The 17,525-nt window shown below is 39.8% G+C and carries 14 protein-coding genes; 7 read left to right on the top strand and 7 right to left on the bottom strand.

Translation table 11 applies throughout. The features are described 5' to 3' along the window. The 4 genes from HMPREF2963_RS02535 to pflB all read right to left on the bottom strand — a co-directional run bounded on the left by HMPREF2963_RS02535 (position 1) and on the right by pflB (position 4,952). Complete coding sequence (locus tag HMPREF2963_RS02535; RefSeq protein WP_048800289.1) at positions 1–1,173, bottom strand: hydroxymethylglutaryl-CoA synthase; 1,173 nt, start codon at positions 1,171–1,173, stop codon at positions 1–3. 133 nt (positions 1,174–1,306) lie between these two features. Continuing rightward, positions 1,307–1,756, bottom strand: coding sequence for a threonine/serine exporter family protein (locus tag HMPREF2963_RS02530; protein ID WP_148132055.1), 450 nt, complete (start codon positions 1,754–1,756; stop codon positions 1,307–1,309). A gap of 3 nt (positions 1,757–1,759) precedes the next feature. Further along, positions 1,760–2,536: a threonine/serine exporter family protein gene (locus tag HMPREF2963_RS02525; protein WP_003027066.1), complete on the bottom strand. Its 777-nt coding sequence runs from the start codon at positions 2,534–2,536 to the stop codon at positions 1,760–1,762. 100 nt (positions 2,537–2,636) lie between these two features. Continuing rightward, positions 2,637–4,952: a formate C-acetyltransferase gene (pflB, locus tag HMPREF2963_RS02520; RefSeq protein ID WP_070668448.1), complete on the bottom strand. Its 2,316-nt coding sequence runs from the start codon at positions 4,950–4,952 to the stop codon at positions 2,637–2,639. A 235-nt stretch (positions 4,953–5,187) separates the two neighbouring features. Between pflB and dinB the strand changes: the two genes are divergently transcribed. Continuing rightward, positions 5,188–6,255 (top strand): DNA polymerase IV, encoded by a 1,068-nt coding sequence (dinB, locus tag HMPREF2963_RS02515; RefSeq protein WP_070668446.1) that lies wholly within the window; start codon positions 5,188–5,190, stop codon positions 6,253–6,255. A gap of 281 nt (positions 6,256–6,536) precedes the next feature. On the opposite strand, the gene HMPREF2963_RS02510 is transcribed toward dinB, so the two are convergent. The 3 genes from HMPREF2963_RS02510 to rnhC all read right to left on the bottom strand — a co-directional run bounded on the left by HMPREF2963_RS02510 (position 6,537) and on the right by rnhC (position 10,628). Then, positions 6,537–8,891, bottom strand: a complete 2,355-nt coding sequence (locus HMPREF2963_RS02510; RefSeq protein ID WP_070668443.1) for an SF1B family DNA helicase RecD2 — start codon at positions 8,889–8,891, stop codon at positions 6,537–6,539. A 228-nt stretch (positions 8,892–9,119) separates the two neighbouring features. After that, positions 9,120–9,734, bottom strand: a complete 615-nt coding sequence (lepB, locus tag HMPREF2963_RS02505; RefSeq protein ID WP_049492195.1) for a signal peptidase I — start codon at positions 9,732–9,734, stop codon at positions 9,120–9,122. Positions 9,735–9,737: 3 nt separating this feature from the next. Further along, the gene (gene rnhC, locus HMPREF2963_RS02500) at positions 9,738–10,628 is read right to left on the bottom strand and encodes a ribonuclease HIII (protein WP_070668440.1); all 891 of its coding nucleotides are present in this window, start codon (positions 10,626–10,628) and stop codon (positions 9,738–9,740) included. 85 nt (positions 10,629–10,713) lie between these two features. On the opposite strand from rnhC, the gene HMPREF2963_RS02495 reads away from it, so the two are divergent. The 6 genes from HMPREF2963_RS02495 to HMPREF2963_RS02470 all read left to right on the top strand — a co-directional run bounded on the left by HMPREF2963_RS02495 (position 10,714) and on the right by HMPREF2963_RS02470 (position 17,465). Then, complete coding sequence (locus HMPREF2963_RS02495) at positions 10,714–11,019, top strand: hypothetical protein (RefSeq protein ID WP_003070932.1); 306 nt, start codon at positions 10,714–10,716, stop codon at positions 11,017–11,019. After that, positions 11,016–11,564 (top strand): CvpA family protein, encoded by a 549-nt coding sequence (locus tag HMPREF2963_RS02490; RefSeq protein WP_037596546.1) that lies wholly within the window; start codon positions 11,016–11,018, stop codon positions 11,562–11,564. The genes HMPREF2963_RS02495 and HMPREF2963_RS02490 overlap by 4 nt, the downstream gene beginning before the upstream one ends. Before the next feature lie 59 nt (positions 11,565–11,623). Next, on the top strand, positions 11,624–13,954 hold the full coding sequence (locus HMPREF2963_RS02485; RefSeq protein ID WP_070668438.1) for an endonuclease MutS2: 2,331 nt from the start codon (positions 11,624–11,626) through the stop codon (positions 13,952–13,954). A gap of 67 nt (positions 13,955–14,021) precedes the next feature. Further along, entirely contained in the window at positions 14,022–15,440 is a 1,419-nt protein-coding gene (locus HMPREF2963_RS02480; RefSeq protein WP_070668436.1) for a C69 family dipeptidase, read from the top strand. Between the two features lie 138 nt (positions 15,441–15,578). Further along, the gene (trxA, locus tag HMPREF2963_RS02475; RefSeq protein WP_304364684.1) at positions 15,579–15,950 is read left to right on the top strand and encodes a thioredoxin; all 372 of its coding nucleotides are present in this window, start codon (positions 15,579–15,581) and stop codon (positions 15,948–15,950) included. A gap of 657 nt (positions 15,951–16,607) precedes the next feature. Further along, on the top strand, positions 16,608–17,465 hold the full coding sequence (locus HMPREF2963_RS02470; protein WP_070668433.1) for a helix-turn-helix domain-containing protein: 858 nt from the start codon (positions 16,608–16,610) through the stop codon (positions 17,463–17,465). Positions 17,466–17,525 lie beyond the last annotated feature (60 nt).

Genomic DNA, 17,525 nt, shown 5'->3' with positions numbered 1-17,525 from the left:
TTATTTTTCCACCTTGATGTATCTACGTTGGTGCTCAACAATTTCTGCTAAAGCAAAGTCTTGGTTTTCATAGTTTGTAAAGCTAGCAGATCCGTTTTTATCCAGATTTGCTTCTTCAAAAAATAGTTTCTCATAATCTGGAATGCTTAACAGCGTGCGATTGTTGAGTATTTCCATATGATTGGTTTGCAGTTGCTGCTTAAAGCCTGCTACGAGCTGACCACTAAAGATTTCTGACACAGCCCCGCTCCCATAGCTAAAAAGTGCAATCCGGTCACCTGTTTTAAGTGTTGAGCTATTTTCAAGTAGAGAAAGGAGACCTAAAAAGAGAGAGCCTGTGTAGATGTTACCCACTTTTTGACTGTAAAGAATGGATTGCTCGAAATTCGCTTGTAGTTGCTCTTGCTGCTCAATTGGCAAACTCTTATCCATAATCTTTTTCAGCCCTTTTAAGGCTAGTTTGGGATAAGGCAGATGGAAGCAAACTGCTGCAAAATCTTTTAAGGACACTTGGTTGCGTTTTTGATATTCTATCCAAGTCGTTTCTAAACTATCCAAATATTGCTGAGTAGAATATAGACCATTGACAAACGGCGTTGTAGAATAATTTGGTCGCCAAAAGTCCATAATATCTCGCGTCTGAGCAACATTATCTTCATTAAAAATGAGAATCCGTGGGTTATTTGTGATGAGCATAGCTACTGCTCCAGCCCCTTGTGTTGGCTCTCCCGGTGTTTCAATACCGTACTTGGCAATGTCACTTGCAATGACCAATACTTTTGAACTAGGACGCTTTTCGACATGCAGCTTCGCATAATCTAGTGCAGCAGTAGCGCTATAGCAAGCCTCTTTCATTTCAAAGCTGCGTGCGAATGGCTGAATTCTGAGTAGACCATGAACAAAAACAGCGGAAGCCTTGCTTTGGTCAATTCCAGATTCGCTGGCTACGATAACCATGTCAATCTCATTTTTATCTTCTTCTGTCAAAATGGCTGCTGCAGCGCTTGCTCCCATCGTTACAATATCTTCTGTAACAGGAGCGACACTGAATTCCTTTACCAGAAGTCCCTTACTTAATTTTTCTGGCGCAATATTACGTGCCTCTGCTAAATCGGCTAACTTTAATACATAATTGGCTGTTGCAAAGCCAATTTTATCAATTCCAATGTTCATCATTACCTCTATATATTTTTCGGTTTGATATCAAACTTATTCTATTCCATTTTATCATAATTCAAGTGGAAACTGAGAAAAAAGCCATCTTGCGAAAAGAAAGACTTGGGACATTTTCAGGAGTTATGTCGAATTATGAGGAGCGATGCTTTTTTAGATAATGGTATAGTCTGAGCACTACTGTGCCACTTGCCATTCCGATCGAAATCACTAAGGCCAGAATTACCACTAGTGTGGCATTTACCATAGCGTGGCTATAATTTCCGGTAACGAAAAAAGCGGTTGTACGATAGGAAAGGTAACCTGGAACCAAAGGAGCCAAAATGGCTAAGATAAAAACGACTGCGGGCGTTTTGTAGAGAATACTCAACACTTGACTAATGCAAGACCCAATAATAGCTGCGATGAACGTAGCAATGATGACATTTGTCGGACCTTTTAGTACATAATATAATAGCCAGATAAACATTCCAAGAGCTCCCCCTGGAATGAGCATGCTTTTTTGAACATTTAAAACGATTAAGAACATTACAATTGCAAGAAAACTTGCTGCAGCTTGTAGTAAGACAGTCAATGGATTCACCTTTTATTTCATTAGGACGAGAGCTACGGAAGTGCCAGCTCCGAGTGCTAGAGTAATTAACAGCGTTTCAAAAATTTTGCTCATACCAGAGTTGAGATGATTGGTCATCAAATCCCGTACAGCATTGGTTAGAGCAATACCGGGAACAAAAGGCATGACAGCACCAGCGATGATTAAGTCAGCACTGGAAGGAAAGCCAGAATAGCGCGCCCAGATCTGTGCCAGCAGACCAAAAATAAAAGCTCCGGCAAAAGCTGTGACAAAAGGAATGCGCACGTATTTATTGACCGAAAGAGAAAAGGCAAAGCCAAAGAAGGTCGCAAGAGCAGCGCCAAGCGCATCATAGAGATTGCCACCAAACATTATAGAGAAAAAAGGGGCACTAATAGTAGCAGCAAGCGTTAGCTGTTTATTTGTATAAGGCGCTTTTTTCTTTTTTAGCTGAGCTAATTTCTCAAACGCTTCTTCAAGAGTAATATCTCCACTAACAAGCTCGCGTGATACTTGGTTGACATCACATACTTTTTCAATATTATAATTTGAGTGAGTAATCCGTTTCATACGCGAAATATTGGTGTTTTCAATTGAAAAGAAAATGGCAACTGGCATTGCGAGTGCATTACAATCCATAATTCCTTGAGAATGAGCAATCCGAATCATGGTATCTTCAACCCGATAAATTTCAGAACCACTTTGAAGCAGAAGCGTACCTGCTAACATCAGGACATCAACAGTTAGATTAAATTTGTCTTCCCTTTCTACATCTCTTTTCTCCACCATTTTTACACCCTTTTCTTTTAACTAACAATATCTCTATTATAGCATAAAAAAGAAGAAAACCAGCTGGAATTTCCAACTGGTTTTTGAGAATAGAATTGAATTAGCTAAGGGCGTCATCCATTGAAAGCACTTCGTGGAAGACACGTTGAGTCAATTCAGTTTTTTGTTCTTTAGTAAGGTATTTGGTATTGACACAGTAACCTGAGATACGAACGATAACATCTTCACCATTCATAATCTTATCATAGACATCTTTAAGATCCATAACGTTCAAGTTGACGTGTTGTCCTCCATTTTCAAAGTAACCGTCAAGAATTGTGACCAAGTTATCCACTTGTTCTTCACGAGTCTTACCAAGAGCACGAGGTGAAACTTGTGTAGTGAGAGAGATACCATCTGCTGCATAGCCAAAGTCAAGGCTGGCTAGTGAGTTGAGGTTTTGCAACCAACCACCACGAGCTTTGTTAGATGGGTTTGCACCTGGTGAGAAGAATTCCAATTTAGATAAGTTCACTGAACCATCTTCGTTGAGGTATACCCCTTTGTGGACCGGTGAGTTACCAGTTTGTTTAGAGTAGGCAACGTTCGAAGTGATTGTAAGAAGGGATACAGTAGCTTCTGCGTTCTTGTAGAGTTTGTGGCTGCGCAGACGAGTAGTGTAAGCTTCAATCAACCATTCAGCCAATTCGTTTGAGCGAGGATCGTCTTCGCCCCAACGTGGGTATTCGCCAGTAGTTTCGTAGTCGTAGATATAACCATTTTCGTCACGGATTGGTTTGACCGTCGCATACTTAATAGCTGACAATGTATCAACTGTATTGGCAAATCCACAGATACCAAATCCCATATTAGCACGTTGGTGGGTTGGCAAGAAGGCCATTTGAACAGCTTCGTAGTTGTACTTATCTGTCATGTAGTGAATGATATTCAATGCATCTACGTAAGTATCTGTCAACCAATCGAGCGATTTTTCAAAGTTTGCCTTAACAGTATCAAAGTCAAGGACTTCATCACGAATAGGTTCGATGTCAAATACTTTGTAATCTTTGTGAACATCATCGTAACCACCGTTAAGACCTGTAAGAAGAGCTTTTAATACGTTTACACGAGCACCAAAGTATTGGATGTTATGGCGTTGTTCTTCATTTTCTGGGTCGAGTGGAGACACACAGCATGAAATACAACTCATTTCACCATAGCCATCTTTCGCCATTGTTGTTACACCTTCGTATTGAATAGAAGAGTGCTTGTGGCTCATGTGCATGCAGTAATGACGGAATGCATATGGTAATTTATCTGTCCAAAGAACTGTTAAGTTTGGCTCTGGTGAGTTACCAATATTGTCAAGTGTATTCAAGAAACGGTAGTCCATTTTTGTCACACGGTGACGACCATCATTTCCCATACCCGCCATAGACGTTGTGATGAAGGTTGGGTCACCTGAGTAGAGTTGATCGTATGCTTTTGTACGAGCAAATTTTACAGTACGAAGTTTCAAGACGAAATCATCAACAAATTCTTGGATTTCTGATTCAGTGTAAGTACCACGAGCCAAGTCACGTTCTGCATAAATGTCAAGAACGATAGGCACACGTCCAAGAGAAGTAGCAGCACCATTTACGACACGGCAGACAGCCATGAAGGCGATGTTAGTCCATTGGATAGCTTCTTTAACGTCAAAGGCAGGACGGCGAACATCTACTCCGTAAAGGTCACCCAGGCGAACAACTTCTTTCAATGATTGGTATTGAAGGTTGATTTCTTCGCGGAGACGGATTGTTTCTTCGTCAATTTCAGTTAAAGCATTCCAATCTTCAACTTTTTCTGCCATCAAGTAATCTGCACCGTAAAGAGCAAGACGTGCGTAAACACCAATGATACGTCCGCGTGAGTAAGCATCTGGCAAACCTGTAACAGTATGCGCATGGCGTGCACGGCGGATATTTGTTGTGTAAGCACGGAAAATACCGTCATTTACAGTTGTTACATATTTTGTAAAAATTTCATGCATTTTAGGATCTGGTTCATAGCCATGTTCCTTCAAAGCAGTTTCCGCCATACGGATACCACCTTTGGGCATGAAATTCAATTTAAACAATTCATCATTTTGGATACCATAAATCAATTCATTATCTTTGTCAATATATCCAGCTGGGATGTCAGCGATTGAAGTAGCACGTGTATCCATTGGGAAACGCGTTTCTTCATAGTGTGCTTTTGTATCTTCGATAATTTTTTTAATGTGAAGAGAGCGTTCAGTTGGACCAGCTAAGAAACTTTCATCTCCGTCATAAGGAGTGTAGTTTGCTTGTACAAAACGAGATACGCTAGCTTTTTCGCGCCAATCTTCCCCTTTGAAGCCTTCCCAGGCTTTGTCAAAAATATCCTGTGCTTCGACAACAGTTTTAACAACCATGTTTTTTCCTCTTGTATCTTTCTAGCAACAGAGAACTGTTACATTTATAAAGTAAGTATATCATATAGTAATCGTTTCCACAAATAGAATCCGGTTATAAAAGCACTTTCTTTTATAATACAGATTTAAAAACAAGAAATAATTGTATTATATATTTGAAAAAGCACAAGCTATTTTCAAATATTATATAAAAATTGTATAATGAAAGAACAGAAGCAAGAAAGGAGTTGTGTTGATGTTAATCTTTCCTCTAATCAATGATACGTCTCGGAAAATTATTCACATTGATATGGATGCCTTTTTTGCCGCTATAGAAGAAAGAGATAATCCAGCACTAAAAGGTAAACCAGTCATCATTGGAGCTGATCCCCGTTTGACAGGTGGACGAGGCGTTGTCTCGACTTGTAATTATGAAGCGAGAAAGTTCGGCGTGCATTCAGCAATGAGTTCCAAAGAAGCGTACGAACGTTGTCCGCAAGCGATTTTCATTTCGGGAAATTATGAAAAATATCAGGCAGTAAGCCAGCAAATTCGAGAAATTTTCAGGCGATATACAGATGTGATTGAGCCCATTAGTATTGATGAAGCCTATCTAGATGTGACCAAAAATAAGCTGAGAATGAAATCTGCTGTCAAGATAGCCAAGTTAATCCAGCACGATATATGGACAGAGCTTCATTTAACAAGTTCTGCGGGTGTTTCCTATAACAAATTTTTGGCAAAAATGGCTAGTGACTATGAAAAGCCTCACGGGCTGACCGTGGTTTTGCCGGGAGAAGCAGAATCTTTTCTGTCTCAAATGGATGTTGCCAAATTTTACGGTGTTGGGAAAAAGACAGTAGCAAAGCTGCATGATATGGGTGTTTATACGGGGGAAGATTTGTTGAAAATTTCTGAGATGACCTTAATTGATTTGTTTGGGCGGTTTGGTTTTGACCTTTATCGCAAGGCAAGAGGCATCAGCAATTCACCAGTGAAAGTCAATCGTATTCGTAAGTCTATTGGTAAGGAAAGGACTTACGGAAAATTACTATATGACGAAGACGACATAAAAAAGGAATTGACACTTTTATCGCAAAAGGTTGCTCGTAGTTTAAAAAAACATGAAAAGTCTGGAAAGACGATTGTCCTGAAGATTCGTTATGCAGATTTTTCGACGTTGACAAAGAGGCAAAGTTTAGTGACCAGGACGCAAGATGCAGAGCAGATTGAGCGCATTGCACATGAGATTTATGATAGCTTAGATGAGCAAGCAAGAGGTGTACGCCTTTTGGGTGTGACAGTAACTGGATTTGGAATGTAAAATGAGGCTGAAACGAAAGTCTTCAGCCTCAAAAGATATGATGCAATAAATCAAGAGTGTAGTAGCTAATGGCTCAAAGTGATGCTTTGGAGTTGAAGTTAGGATTTGCGAAGGAAGTCCTTCTTCATTCACTTTTTTAGATCGGAAGAGGATTTTTGATGAACGCTTCGTTTTTGTCATTCACCAACTCAACAGTTTTCGGGTTGTTGAGCAATTCTATGGGGGTGAGGTTAGGAATTAAAAATTTTCAAGTTTTAGTTCTGCCTCGCTCCTATTTTATATCATTCTCCAAAAATGTTCTGAATATCTTCATCCGTTATTCCAATCATGGGATTGATTTTCAAGAAATTTTCCTCAGTCAAGACATAGTTTTCCACAGTTGTTTCCAAATTATCCACAGAAGTGTGTATAACTTTTTCTACATTGAGAAAGTCTTCAAAGCGCTCTTTCAGATAGGTTTTACGTGTTGTCCCAGTATTTTGGACAGCAAAAGCAAAGGCAGACTTTTCCCCAAGAAGAATCAATTTTCTCTTGGCGCGGGTGATAGCAGTATAGATAAGATTGCGTTGCAGCATGCGGTGGCTGCTGGACGTAATCGGTAAAATGACGACTGGAAATTCACTGCCCTGAGATTTGTGGATACTCATAGCGTATGCCAGACGAATCTTGTACCATTCACTGCGTTGATAAACAATCTCATTGCCGTCGAAATTGATAGTCAGTTCGTCCTGCTTAGAGTCTGTATATTTTGCTGGTAGCAAATCGGTGATATAGCCTAAATCACCATTAAACACATTGCTTTCAGCATCGTTGACTAGATGAATAACCCGATCGCCTTGTCGATATTGACCATCAGTTGCTTCAAAGATGAGTTGTTCTTTTTCGGCAGGATTAATCAGATCTTGCATGAGTTTATTGATGTGGTCAATGCCGGCTTGTCCACGGTACATAGGCGCAAGCACCTGCACACCTTGAGCTGGAATACCACTGCGGATAGCAGCTTCTACAATGCGCTCAATCATCTGTGGGATATGCTCGCTACGAGCTTCAAAATAAGAACGATCTGCTTTTTTTTCAGTAAAGTCGGGCGGTAAAACACCTTTTTGAATCTGACTAGCTAAGGTAACAATCGAGGAATCTTCGCCTTGCCGATAAATTTTTTCTAATTTGGTCTGTGGAAGGAGGGGAATTTTCAGCAAATCTGCTAACACTTGTCCAGGACTGACAGAGGGTAGCTGGTCGGCATCTCCGACAATGAGTAACTTGCTATTGGAAGAGATATTGCTGAGTAGTTGATTGGCTAACCAAGTATCTACCATTGAAAATTCGTCCACAATAATAAAATCTGCGTCCAAATAATCGTCTAAATGACTGGTGTCATCGTCTCCTGTCATGCCTAAATGCCGATGAATTGTCGCGCTTGGCAGTCCTGTTAATTCATTCATGCGTCTAGCAGCGCGCCCAGTTGGAGCGGCTAAAAGGATAGGTAAATCTTGAGATTTGTGTAAATCCAGACCATGTAGCAGCGCGTAGACAGCAATAATTCCATTGATAACGGTCGTTTTTCCAGTTCCAGGACCACCTGTTAAGATGAAAATTTTATGCTGGATAGCATTGCAAATGGCTTGTTTCTGGATAGCATCATAGGAAATAGCAAATTCTTCCTCAATGTGAGTAAGAGCAGCTTCGATTTTTTCCGGTTCATATTTATTTTGATTTTCCTTCTCCAGAATGCGTAAGAGATTGTTGCAGATTCCTTCTTCAGCAAAAAAGAGACTGTTTTCAAAAATCTTCGTATCGACATTTTGGACTTTATCTTCTTCAATCAAATGAGCTAGCTCATCTGCAACAGAATTTGGAGCTAGTTCGATCTGTCGGGAGCTTTCCAGAAGTTCAATCGTATGTTCCAGAAGCTCTTTTGCTTCAAGATAGGTGTCGCCTTTTTCCATGGACTGGGTTAGAAGTGTGTGGAGTAATCCTGCACGGAAGCGCTCTGGAGCAGTACTTTCAATTCCTAAGCTTTGCGCCAGTTGGTCGGCAATTTTAAATCCTATTCCTTGAATATCTTCCACTAATTGATAAGGATAGTGTTCGACAATTTCGAGAGTCTCTTCTTTGTAAAAATCTTGAATCTGAAAGGCAAGTTTATTTGAAATGCCGTACTCAGATAGCTTTGCAAGGACTCGCTCGGTACCGTAGTTCTGTCTTAGTTTCATAATAAAGGCTTCGCGATTTTTAGCAGAAAGGCCTACAATATCATGTAATTTTTCAGGTTCTGCCAAGACCTTATCAATCGTGTTATCGCCATAGAGATCCACAATTTTTTGTGCTGTTTTTACACCGATTCCTTTAAAATGGTCGCTTGAAAAATATTTGACCAAGCCTTTGCTGGTTGGTTTAGCACGCTCATAGCGTATTAGTTTGAGCTGTTCACCATATTTAGGGTGTTGCACGAGATTTCCCCAGAAAGTATAGTCTTCCCCCTCTATAATATCTGCCATAGTGCCGGTGACAATAATCTCAAAATCATCAAAATCCGCATCGGTGTCGTCAATATTTAGCAACAGAATCCGGAAAAAACTGCTGGGATTTTCAAAGATAATACGTTCGATGGTACCTGAAAAGTAAAATTCCATAATTTTCCTGTTTAATACTAAAAGAATGGGAATGGGACAAAAGTCAGTATTTCGTAAGAAGTTACTTTTGTCGTCCCGCCTTCATATAAGCAACTAGCTTATCCACCTTTCTTGCCTGACAAGGAGCTAGAATGATTAACCAACCGTTATGATTTGTCATCAAAAAGATATGGTAAAAGCCTGGAAACGGATGTTCCAGACTCAAATAATCAAAGTAAAATTCCTTGACTAGAAAGTGCCGATTCTATTCAAAGGCCAGAAGCGGAATTTTGCTTCACCTTGAAGTTGACTAGCTTTAAACGTTCCTACCTGACGGCTATCTTTTGAAACGAGACGATCATCTCCTAGAAGTAGGTACTCACCTTTTGGAACTTCAATGGTGAAGTTTGTGTTGCCATTGGCATCTTGCGTAAAGGACTTGGCTTTATCTGCTAAAGATTGGAAATAACTATTATAAGAATAGGTTGACTGCAATTTATCTTCTTTGAATCTTGCTATATAGTTTTTAAGGTAGGGTTCATTAGTCTTTTTACCATTTATATAAAGTTGGTCATTTTCATAACGGATAGTGTCTCCGGGAAGACCGATAACACGCTTGACAATTTGCTTGGTTTTTCCATCTTCGTCTTTTTCGCTTGCAACGACAATATCAAAGCGATTCACAGGGAGGTGTTTGACCACAAATAAATATTCTCCGTTAGCTAAAGTCGGATCCATTGAATGACCATCTACCTTGACAGGAACCCAAAAAAAGGCGCGTGATAAGAATAGGATCGCCATAAAGAGGATAAAAAATCCCCATTCTTTCATAAATTTTGAAAAAGTAGTTGATTTTGCTTGCATAACTTACCTTTCTAGAAGTTTTTTGGCTTTTTCAGTATTTTTAAAATGTAGTTTTGCGCTTGCTTCCAAACTCTTCATACCGTAGGTTTGAAGAAGCTGACTTGCGATTTTATCGGACTTTACTCCTGCTCCGCTAGGTAATTCGTAGCCGAGCTCTTGACTTAAATTTTCAAGATTTTCTAAAAATAAGTCGCGTGCGATCATAGAACTGACTGCTACCGCTAGGTATTTGCCTTCGGCTTTTTCTTCTAACGTAATAGGGTTTGGAAAATGATTGCTTTCTCGCTGGAGATATTTTTGATAATTTTTGTCGCTGGTGAAAGCATCAATAACGATTTTTTGGGGCTGTACTCCTGTTTGTAGTAACAGATAAATAGCTTGATTGTGGAGAGCAACCTTGACAGAGACTGCATTATAGCCAGCAGCAATGACTTGGTTGTATTTTTTTGGAGACAGTAACAGAGCTTGGTGCTGAATCTTTTCCTTTAACAAAGGAACGATTTGCCTGATTTTCTGGTCTGTCAGGCTTTTAGAGTCATCAACTCCCAGCTTTCGTAGAAAATTATGCTGTCCTGGTGTGACAAAAGATGCTACAACAGCAAGTCCGCCGAAATAAGAACCGTTGCCGACTTCATCTGTCCCGATAAGAGGACAATTTTGCTGAGGAACTGTCGTTTCTTCTCTGGAAGACTGATAGCCAAAAAATTGTGCTGCCTGCTCTGCTTTTTCTCCTTGGAAGAGGATTTTTCCTGAAGTGTAGATGGAGGCAGTTGCCTTATCAAGCTTAAAAAGGTAACGAATATAAGGATTTTTACTAGCAACAAGCTGTTCCTGGTATTGGGCAACAAAATTTTGAATTTGTTTCTCACTGGGTTGTAAGGTAATACTTTCCATATTGTTATTGTACCATAAAAGTGATAAATTTCTTTAAAAACTGACAAAATGGCTTCCTTTTGGTATAATATTTTGAGGTGATTTTATGGCAAACTTAAATCGATACAAATTTATTTTCGGAAAGAAAAGCGTAACCTTAACAACAGAACACGATAATTTATTCATGGAAGAGGTCGAAAAGGTTGCGACAGAAAAATATCACGCAATTAAAGAAAAGATGCCGATGGCTGATGATGAAACACTAGCTATTTTACTGGCAGTCAATAGCTTAGCGACACAATTGTCACGTGAAATTGAGTTTGATGACAAGGAGCAAGAGCTGGAAGAACTTCGTAAGAAAGTGCTAGAAGCCAACAAGCAAAAAGTTAGTGAGCAAGAGGAAACTGTATGATTTCGTTAGTGATTTTGCTGATTTTAGCTTGGAGTTTTTACATTGGCTACTCGCGCGGAATTGTACTACAAACTTATTATACTATTTCGGCGATCGTTTCAGCTATTATCGCAGGGCTACTATACCAATCTTTAGGTAAACAAATTAATCTTTTAGTACCTTATGCGAGTGCCCAGGAAGGGACATTTACGTATTTTTTCCCAAGTAGCCAATTGTTCCAGTTGGACAAGGTATTTTATGCTGGTCTGGCTTATCTCGTCATTTATACGATTGTGTATAGTGTAGCTCGTTTTATTGGAATTTTTATCCACTTGGTTCCAAATAAAAAAGCTAACGAGCGTTGGTACAATGTTGCTAGTGGTGTTTTAGCTCTTTGTGTTACCTTGTTTGGGATTCAAATGTTCCTAACCGTTTTGGCGACGATTCCCTTGCCAGTTGTTCAAAATCATCTCAATACAAGTAGTATAGCTCGTTTTATTATTAGTCACACACCGATTACTTCAGGAGTGTTAAAACAACTCTGGGTGACCAAAATCATTGGATAATACAAAGACTCAGTTGGTGGTGCTAGCTGAGTTTCTTTTTCATCGGGAAAGATAAGCATATGAATAGAAAAATTTTAGAAACATTAGAATTTGGGAAAATCAAGGCACTCTTTGAACCCTATCTGCTGACAGAACAAGGCCGTTTAGAGCTAGGACAGCTTTTTCCATCTAATAAACAGGAACGGTTGGAGACAGCATTTTTAGAAATGACGGACATGCAGCAGATTTTTGTGCAGCGTCCGCATTTCAGCTTGGCTGCGACTCAAGATATTACTGGACTGGCCAAGCGTTTGGAGCTGGAAGGCGACTTAAACATTGAAGAATTTCTCGCTCTGAAGCGGGTTTTAACTGTCACGCAAGAATTGACTGATTTCTATGATGAGTTGGAAAATGTTGATTTGCAACGCTTGAACCGTCTTTTTGAAAAATTACTGGCTTTTCCTAACCTGCAAGGATTGCTGCAAGCCATCAATGAGGGTGGATTTGTCGAAAGCTTTGCGAGTGACAATTTAGCTCGCATTCGCCGGAAAATTCAAGAAAATGAAGTTCAAGTGAGAGATATTTTGCAAGATATTCTCAAAACGAAGGGCGATATGTTGGTAGATCAAGTAGTAGCCAGTCGAAATGGTCGCAATGTTTTGCCAGTTAAGAATACATTTCGTAATCGGATTTCAGGCGTGGTACATGATATTTCTGCTAGTGGAAATACAGTATATATCGAGCCGAGGGCGGTAGTCAACCTCAATGAAGAAATCACCAATGCGCAGGCAGACGAGCGTCATGAGATTCTACGTATCTTGCAAGAGTTGTCCGATCGAATACGTCCTCATATTGCTGAAATTGCTAATAACGCTTGGATTATTGGGCATTTGGATCTAGTTCGGGCAAAAGTGTGTTTTATGCAGGAGAGAGGCGCGGTGGTGCCGATGTTGTCTGATAGTAAGGATATTAGACTGCTCCATGTTACTCATCCCTTGATAGAAAATGCAGTGGCTAATGATTTGTACTTTGCGTCGGATTTAACGGAAATCGTCATTACTGGTCCTAATACAGGTGGGAAGACAATTATGCTGAAGACCTTGGGCTTGGCTCAGCTCATGGCGCAGTCTGGTCTGCCTATTTTGGCGGATAATGGTAGTCGAGTGGGGATTTTTGACCAAATTTTTGCCGACATCGGAGATGAGCAGTCTATTGAGCAGAGCTTATCGACTTTCTCTAGCCACATGACCAATATTGTTACCATTTTAGAGCAGTCAGACGAAAATTCTTTGGTGCTTTTGGACGAGCTGGGAGCTGGAACCGATCCGCAGGAAGGAGCAGCTCTTGCAATGGCCATCCTTGAGGACTTGCGGCTGCGGCAGGTTAAGACAATGGCAACGACTCATTACCCAGAGCTTAAGGCTTATGGGATTGAAATGGCTGGCGTACAAAATGCTAGCATGGAGTTTGATACGGCAAGTCTAAGACCAACTTATCGCTTTATGCAGGGAGTGCCGGGCTGCTCCAATGCCTTTGAGATCGCAAGGCGTTTAGGTCTATCTGATAGAGTGGTCAAGGATGCTCAAGAATTGACCGATACGGACAGCGATGTTAATCGAATCATTGAGCGACTGGAGGAGCAAACGCTGGAAAGCCGCAAGCGCTTAGACAATATCCGTGAGGTTGAGCAGGAAAATCTCAAATTTAACCGAGCACTTAAAAAACTTTACAATGAGTTTAACCGAGAGAAAGAAACCGAGCTCAATAAGGCACGGTTGGAAGCTCAGGAAATTGTTGATCTGGCTTTGTCAGAGAGTGAGAGCATTCTCAAAAATCTCCATGATAAGTCTAGTCTTAAACCGCATGAGATTATCGAAGCCAAAAGCCAGCTGAAAAAATTAGCTCCGGAAACGGTGGACTTGTCACAGAATAAAGTGTTGAAACAAGCTAAAAAAGCACGGAAACCAAAGGTGGGAGACGATATTCTGGTGATTAGCTACGGTCAGAGAGGGACACTTGTCAATCAGCTCAAGGACGGCCGCTGGGAAGCACAAGTTGGGCTCATCAAAATGACCTTGGAGGAAGCAGAGTTTAATCTGCTCAAATCTGAAAAAGAACAACCTAAGCGCAAGCAGGTCAATGTGGTGAAACGAACAACCACAAGCGGACCAAGAGCCCGACTGGATTTGCGAGGAAAACGTTATGAAGAAGCCATGCAAGAGCTGGACACCTTTATCGACCAAGCCCTGCTCAACAATATGGCACAGGTGGACATTATCCACGGAATTGGGACAGGCGTCATTCGCGAAGGCGTCACCAAATATCTCCGCCGTAACAAGCATGTCAAGAGTTTTGGCTATGCACCGCAAAATGCCGGAGGCAGCGGAGCAACGATTGTGGTGTTTAAGTAATGCAGAGTTGGTGAACAAAGCAAAACTGTTCAGGATAAAAAAGAAAGAATGAAGAGAGGAAACATTTATGAGACAAAAAGGTATGCAAGATTCTTGTACGACGATTTTAGTTGGGAAAAAAGCGAGTTATGATGGTTCAACTATCGTTGCACGTACAGAAGATTCACAAAATGGTGTGTTTACGCCCAAGAAATTTATTGTTGTTAGCCCAGAAGATCAGCCGCGGCATTACAAATCTGTGCTGTCAACCTTTGAGATAGATTTACCGGACAATCCAGTCCGCTATACAGCAGTACCTGACGCCATTCCTAAGGACGGGATTTGGGGCGAAGCAGGCATCAATGTTTACAATGTAGCCATGAGCGAGACAGAGACGATTACCACGAATAGTCGAGTATTGGGGGCCGATCCTTTGGTAGCGACTGGTATCGGAGAAGAAGACATGCTGACCTTGGTGTTGCCTTATATCAAAACGGCGCGTGAGGGCGTGCTGCGCTTGGGAAAGATTCTTGAAGAATACGGCACTTATGAGTCAAACGGGATTGCCTTTTCTGATGTGGACGAAATCTGGTGGTTGGAGACAATCGGCGGACATCACTGGATGGCACGACGCGTGCCTGACGATGCCTATGTGACCAATCCAAACCAGCTAGGCCTTGATTATTTTGAATTTGATAACCCAGAGCATTTCCTCTGCCATCCAAATCTTAAAAGTTTTATCGAGGAAAATCATCTCAATCTTAATTACTCGAATGAGGGCTTCAATCCGCGCTATGCTTTTGGTAGCCAGAAGGACAAGGATCGCCATTACAATACACCGCGGGCTTGGGATATTCAGCGTTTTCTCAATCCGGAAATTGAGCAAGACCCACGCTCCTTTTTCCTTCCTTGGTGCCAAAAACCATACCGTAAAATCACGATTGAAGATATCAAGTATGTTCTCAGCGGTCATTACCAAGACTCTCCTTATGATCCTTATGACTTAGAAGGTACATCTCACAGTCAGCGGACCTTCCGCACGATTGGGATCAACCGTACAAGTCAAACGTCGATCTTGCAGTTGAGACCCAATAAACCGCAGGAAACGACGGGCATTCAATGGTTGTCCTATGGTTCTATGCCTTACAATACGGCGGTGCCTTTCTTTACCCAAGTCTCTACAACACCAGCCTACTTTGCCAACACGACGGACAAGGTTTCGACGGATTCCTTCTACTGGATCAATCGCTTAATTGCTGCTTTGGCTGATGCTCATTTTTCTAGTCATCTGGGAGATTTAGATGATTACCAAGAAACAACCATGGCTCTGGGGCATGAAATGATTGGTCGAGTTGACCGATCTTTGGCAAATGGCGATCCAGTTGACTTTGAAGCAGAAAACCAGGCGATAAGTGATAAAGTACAAGAAGCAACTGACCAACTTCTAGATAAAATCCTCTTAGACGCTAGCAACTTGATGACGAATCATTTTTCTTTGAGTGACTAACTCTGCTCCGTAACACATTCTGTCACAATAGATGTTAATCTTAAGAACTTGCTGATTTATAAAAGACTATTTCTGGAATTATTGAATGCTAATCTGCTCCGTAGCAAATATTTTGCAAATTTCTCTTTTTAGTGTAGAATGTTGTCAAGAAATGAAATAGAGCGATGGCATCGGTCATCGTCAGAGGAGAACAATATGGTAACAGCAATTACAGATGCAAATTTTGCAGAAAAAACAAAAGATGGACTTGTCCTCATTGACTTTTGGGCAGCATGGTGTGGTCCTTGCCGCATGCAAACACCGATTTTAGAGAAATTAGCCGAAGAAGTGCATGAAGATGAATTGAAGATTTTCAAAATGGATGTGGATGCAAATCCAGCCACACCAGCTGAATTTGGGATTATGTCTATTCCAACACTTCTCTTTAAAAAAGATGGGCAAGTAGTGAAAAAACTGGTTGGCGTTCATTCAAAAGATCAGTTGAAAGCTATTGTAGCGGAATTGAGCTAATGATCCTATCAAAAGACAGCCTTACAATTTGTAAGGCTGTCTTTTTGTGATAAAAATAGAGGGGCATTTGCCCCTCTACCTCTCTGCTAAGGCAGAGATATTAATGATTCTCTTTATCTAGCCAACGATAAACAATGTATGCAGAAGAAGTAGTTGCAATAGTAATCCACCATCTAAATGGAATTTTTAAAAATCTAGTTAATACGAATATAATGATCAAAGCCAGAATGTTATACATAAACAATTCTTTAAAGTATTTATTTCTTTTCATAAATCAAATATTAAAAATTGATTCGTCCATTATTTGGGACAGCATCTCTTGGTTTCATAGTTATCCTTTCCTAAAATTAGAAGTAAAAAAGTAGTAATAGTATTTTGATAATATTTAGATATGGTTGTGTTGTCATCGTAAATAATTAAAAGCAGACCACCTAAAGTATGGTAATCACCCCCTTGTTGTTTATAAAATCAAAATCCCCACCATCCTTCAGGTATAATTGAAAGAATTATTACAAGCAGAGATAAGCGAAATAAAGTTTTTATGATTTTATGTTTTATGGTTATTCCCTCCTTTCGCCTATTATGATACAATAAAAATAGACAACGTTTTCAAAATGTCTTATTTTTTCACCTAAAATATTTCAAAGAGGTAAAGCTATGTATCAAGATATTGGTAAAGTATATAAACAAATTCGTACATCTAAGGGATTTACCCAAAAAGAAGTTTGTGGAGATTGGATGTCACGATCAAATCTTTCTAAATTTGAAAGTGGTCAAAGTATGACTAGTTATCAGACGATGGATCATTTACTGCGGAAGATTGATATGACGTTTGAAGAGTTTAATTATCTTTATGAGATAAATTACAGCAATTTGAGACAAAGAATTATTCATGATGTAACGAATTATTTATCATTTTATAATACTAAGAAATTAAAAAAATTAGGTGAAATGTGTGAAGAATATCTAGATACTGTTACTAACGATGATTTAGCTATAGAAAACATTCAAATGATTTTAAAAATCATTATTGAAATAAGACAGGGGAATAAAAATGAGCATGTACAACAATTAGCAGAAATTTTATGGAAAGAAATTGAAGGACGAGATACATGGTATGAAAGTGAGTTAAGGATTCTTTCAACAATACTATTTTATTTCCCGATGGAATCACTTAAAAATATAACAGATAAAATTTTATATAGTTTAGATAAATATAAACATTACAAAGATATGGAAAACCATAGCTTTTCGCTTTTAACAAACCTGGCAGGTATGTATTTGTGGAATAATTATTTTAATGATTGTTGTCGTATTACAAATCGTGCATTTGAGTTGGCTAGGAAGTTGAAACGTTATGATCAGTTGGGCTTCTCGCAGGTTCGGTTGGGTATCTGTAGGCATGACGAACAGTTAATTACTCAAGGGCTACAGTTATTAGAATTAACAGGGGAATTAGAATTTCATCGTATCCTTACAGAAGAAGTTCGTCATTTCCATCGTTCGGATTTTTAATCATTCTTTTTCAGAAAATTTCCTATAATTTCCCATTCATGTTATACTAAATGAGATGAT

Source organism: Streptococcus sp. HMSC067A03 (assembly GCF_001814295.1).
Lineage (GTDB): Bacteria > Bacillota > Bacilli > Lactobacillales > Streptococcaceae > Streptococcus > Streptococcus constellatus.
Note: the sequence above shows the minus strand (reverse complement) of the source record. Positions and strands in the feature narration are given on the sequence as shown.

Bases quoted from the DNA above. Each gene is read 5' to 3' on its own strand.
- trxA (WP_304364684.1), top strand. From the start codon at position 15,579: ATGTTGTCAAGAAATGAAATAGAGCGATGGCATCGGTCATCGTCAGAG.
- HMPREF2963_RS02535 (WP_048800289.1), bottom strand. From the start codon at position 1,173: ATGAACATTGGAATTGATAAAATTGGCTTTGCAACAGCCAATTATGTA.
- rnhC (WP_070668440.1), bottom strand. From the start codon at position 10,628: ATGGAAAGTATTACCTTACAACCCAGTGAGAAACAAATTCAAAATTTT.
- HMPREF2963_RS02495 (WP_003070932.1), top strand. From the start codon at position 10,714: ATGGCAAACTTAAATCGATACAAATTTATTTTCGGAAAGAAAAGCGTA.
- HMPREF2963_RS02480 (WP_070668436.1), top strand. From the start codon at position 14,022: ATGAGACAAAAAGGTATGCAAGATTCTTGTACGACGATTTTAGTTGGG.
- HMPREF2963_RS02525 (WP_003027066.1), bottom strand. From the start codon at position 2,536: ATGGTGGAGAAAAGAGATGTAGAAAGGGAAGACAAATTTAATCTAACT.
- HMPREF2963_RS02510 (WP_070668443.1), bottom strand. From the start codon at position 8,891: ATGGAATTTTACTTTTCAGGTACCATCGAACGTATTATCTTTGAAAAT.
- HMPREF2963_RS02470 (WP_070668433.1), top strand. From the start codon at position 16,608: ATGTATCAAGATATTGGTAAAGTATATAAACAAATTCGTACATCTAAG.
- dinB (WP_070668446.1), top strand. From the start codon at position 5,188: ATGTTAATCTTTCCTCTAATCAATGATACGTCTCGGAAAATTATTCAC.
- pflB (WP_070668448.1), bottom strand. From the start codon at position 4,952: ATGGTTGTTAAAACTGTTGTCGAAGCACAGGATATTTTTGACAAAGCC.
- HMPREF2963_RS02490 (WP_037596546.1), top strand. From the start codon at position 11,016: ATGATTTCGTTAGTGATTTTGCTGATTTTAGCTTGGAGTTTTTACATT.
- HMPREF2963_RS02485 (WP_070668438.1), top strand. From the start codon at position 11,624: ATGAATAGAAAAATTTTAGAAACATTAGAATTTGGGAAAATCAAGGCA.
- lepB (WP_049492195.1), bottom strand. From the start codon at position 9,734: ATGCAAGCAAAATCAACTACTTTTTCAAAATTTATGAAAGAATGGGGA.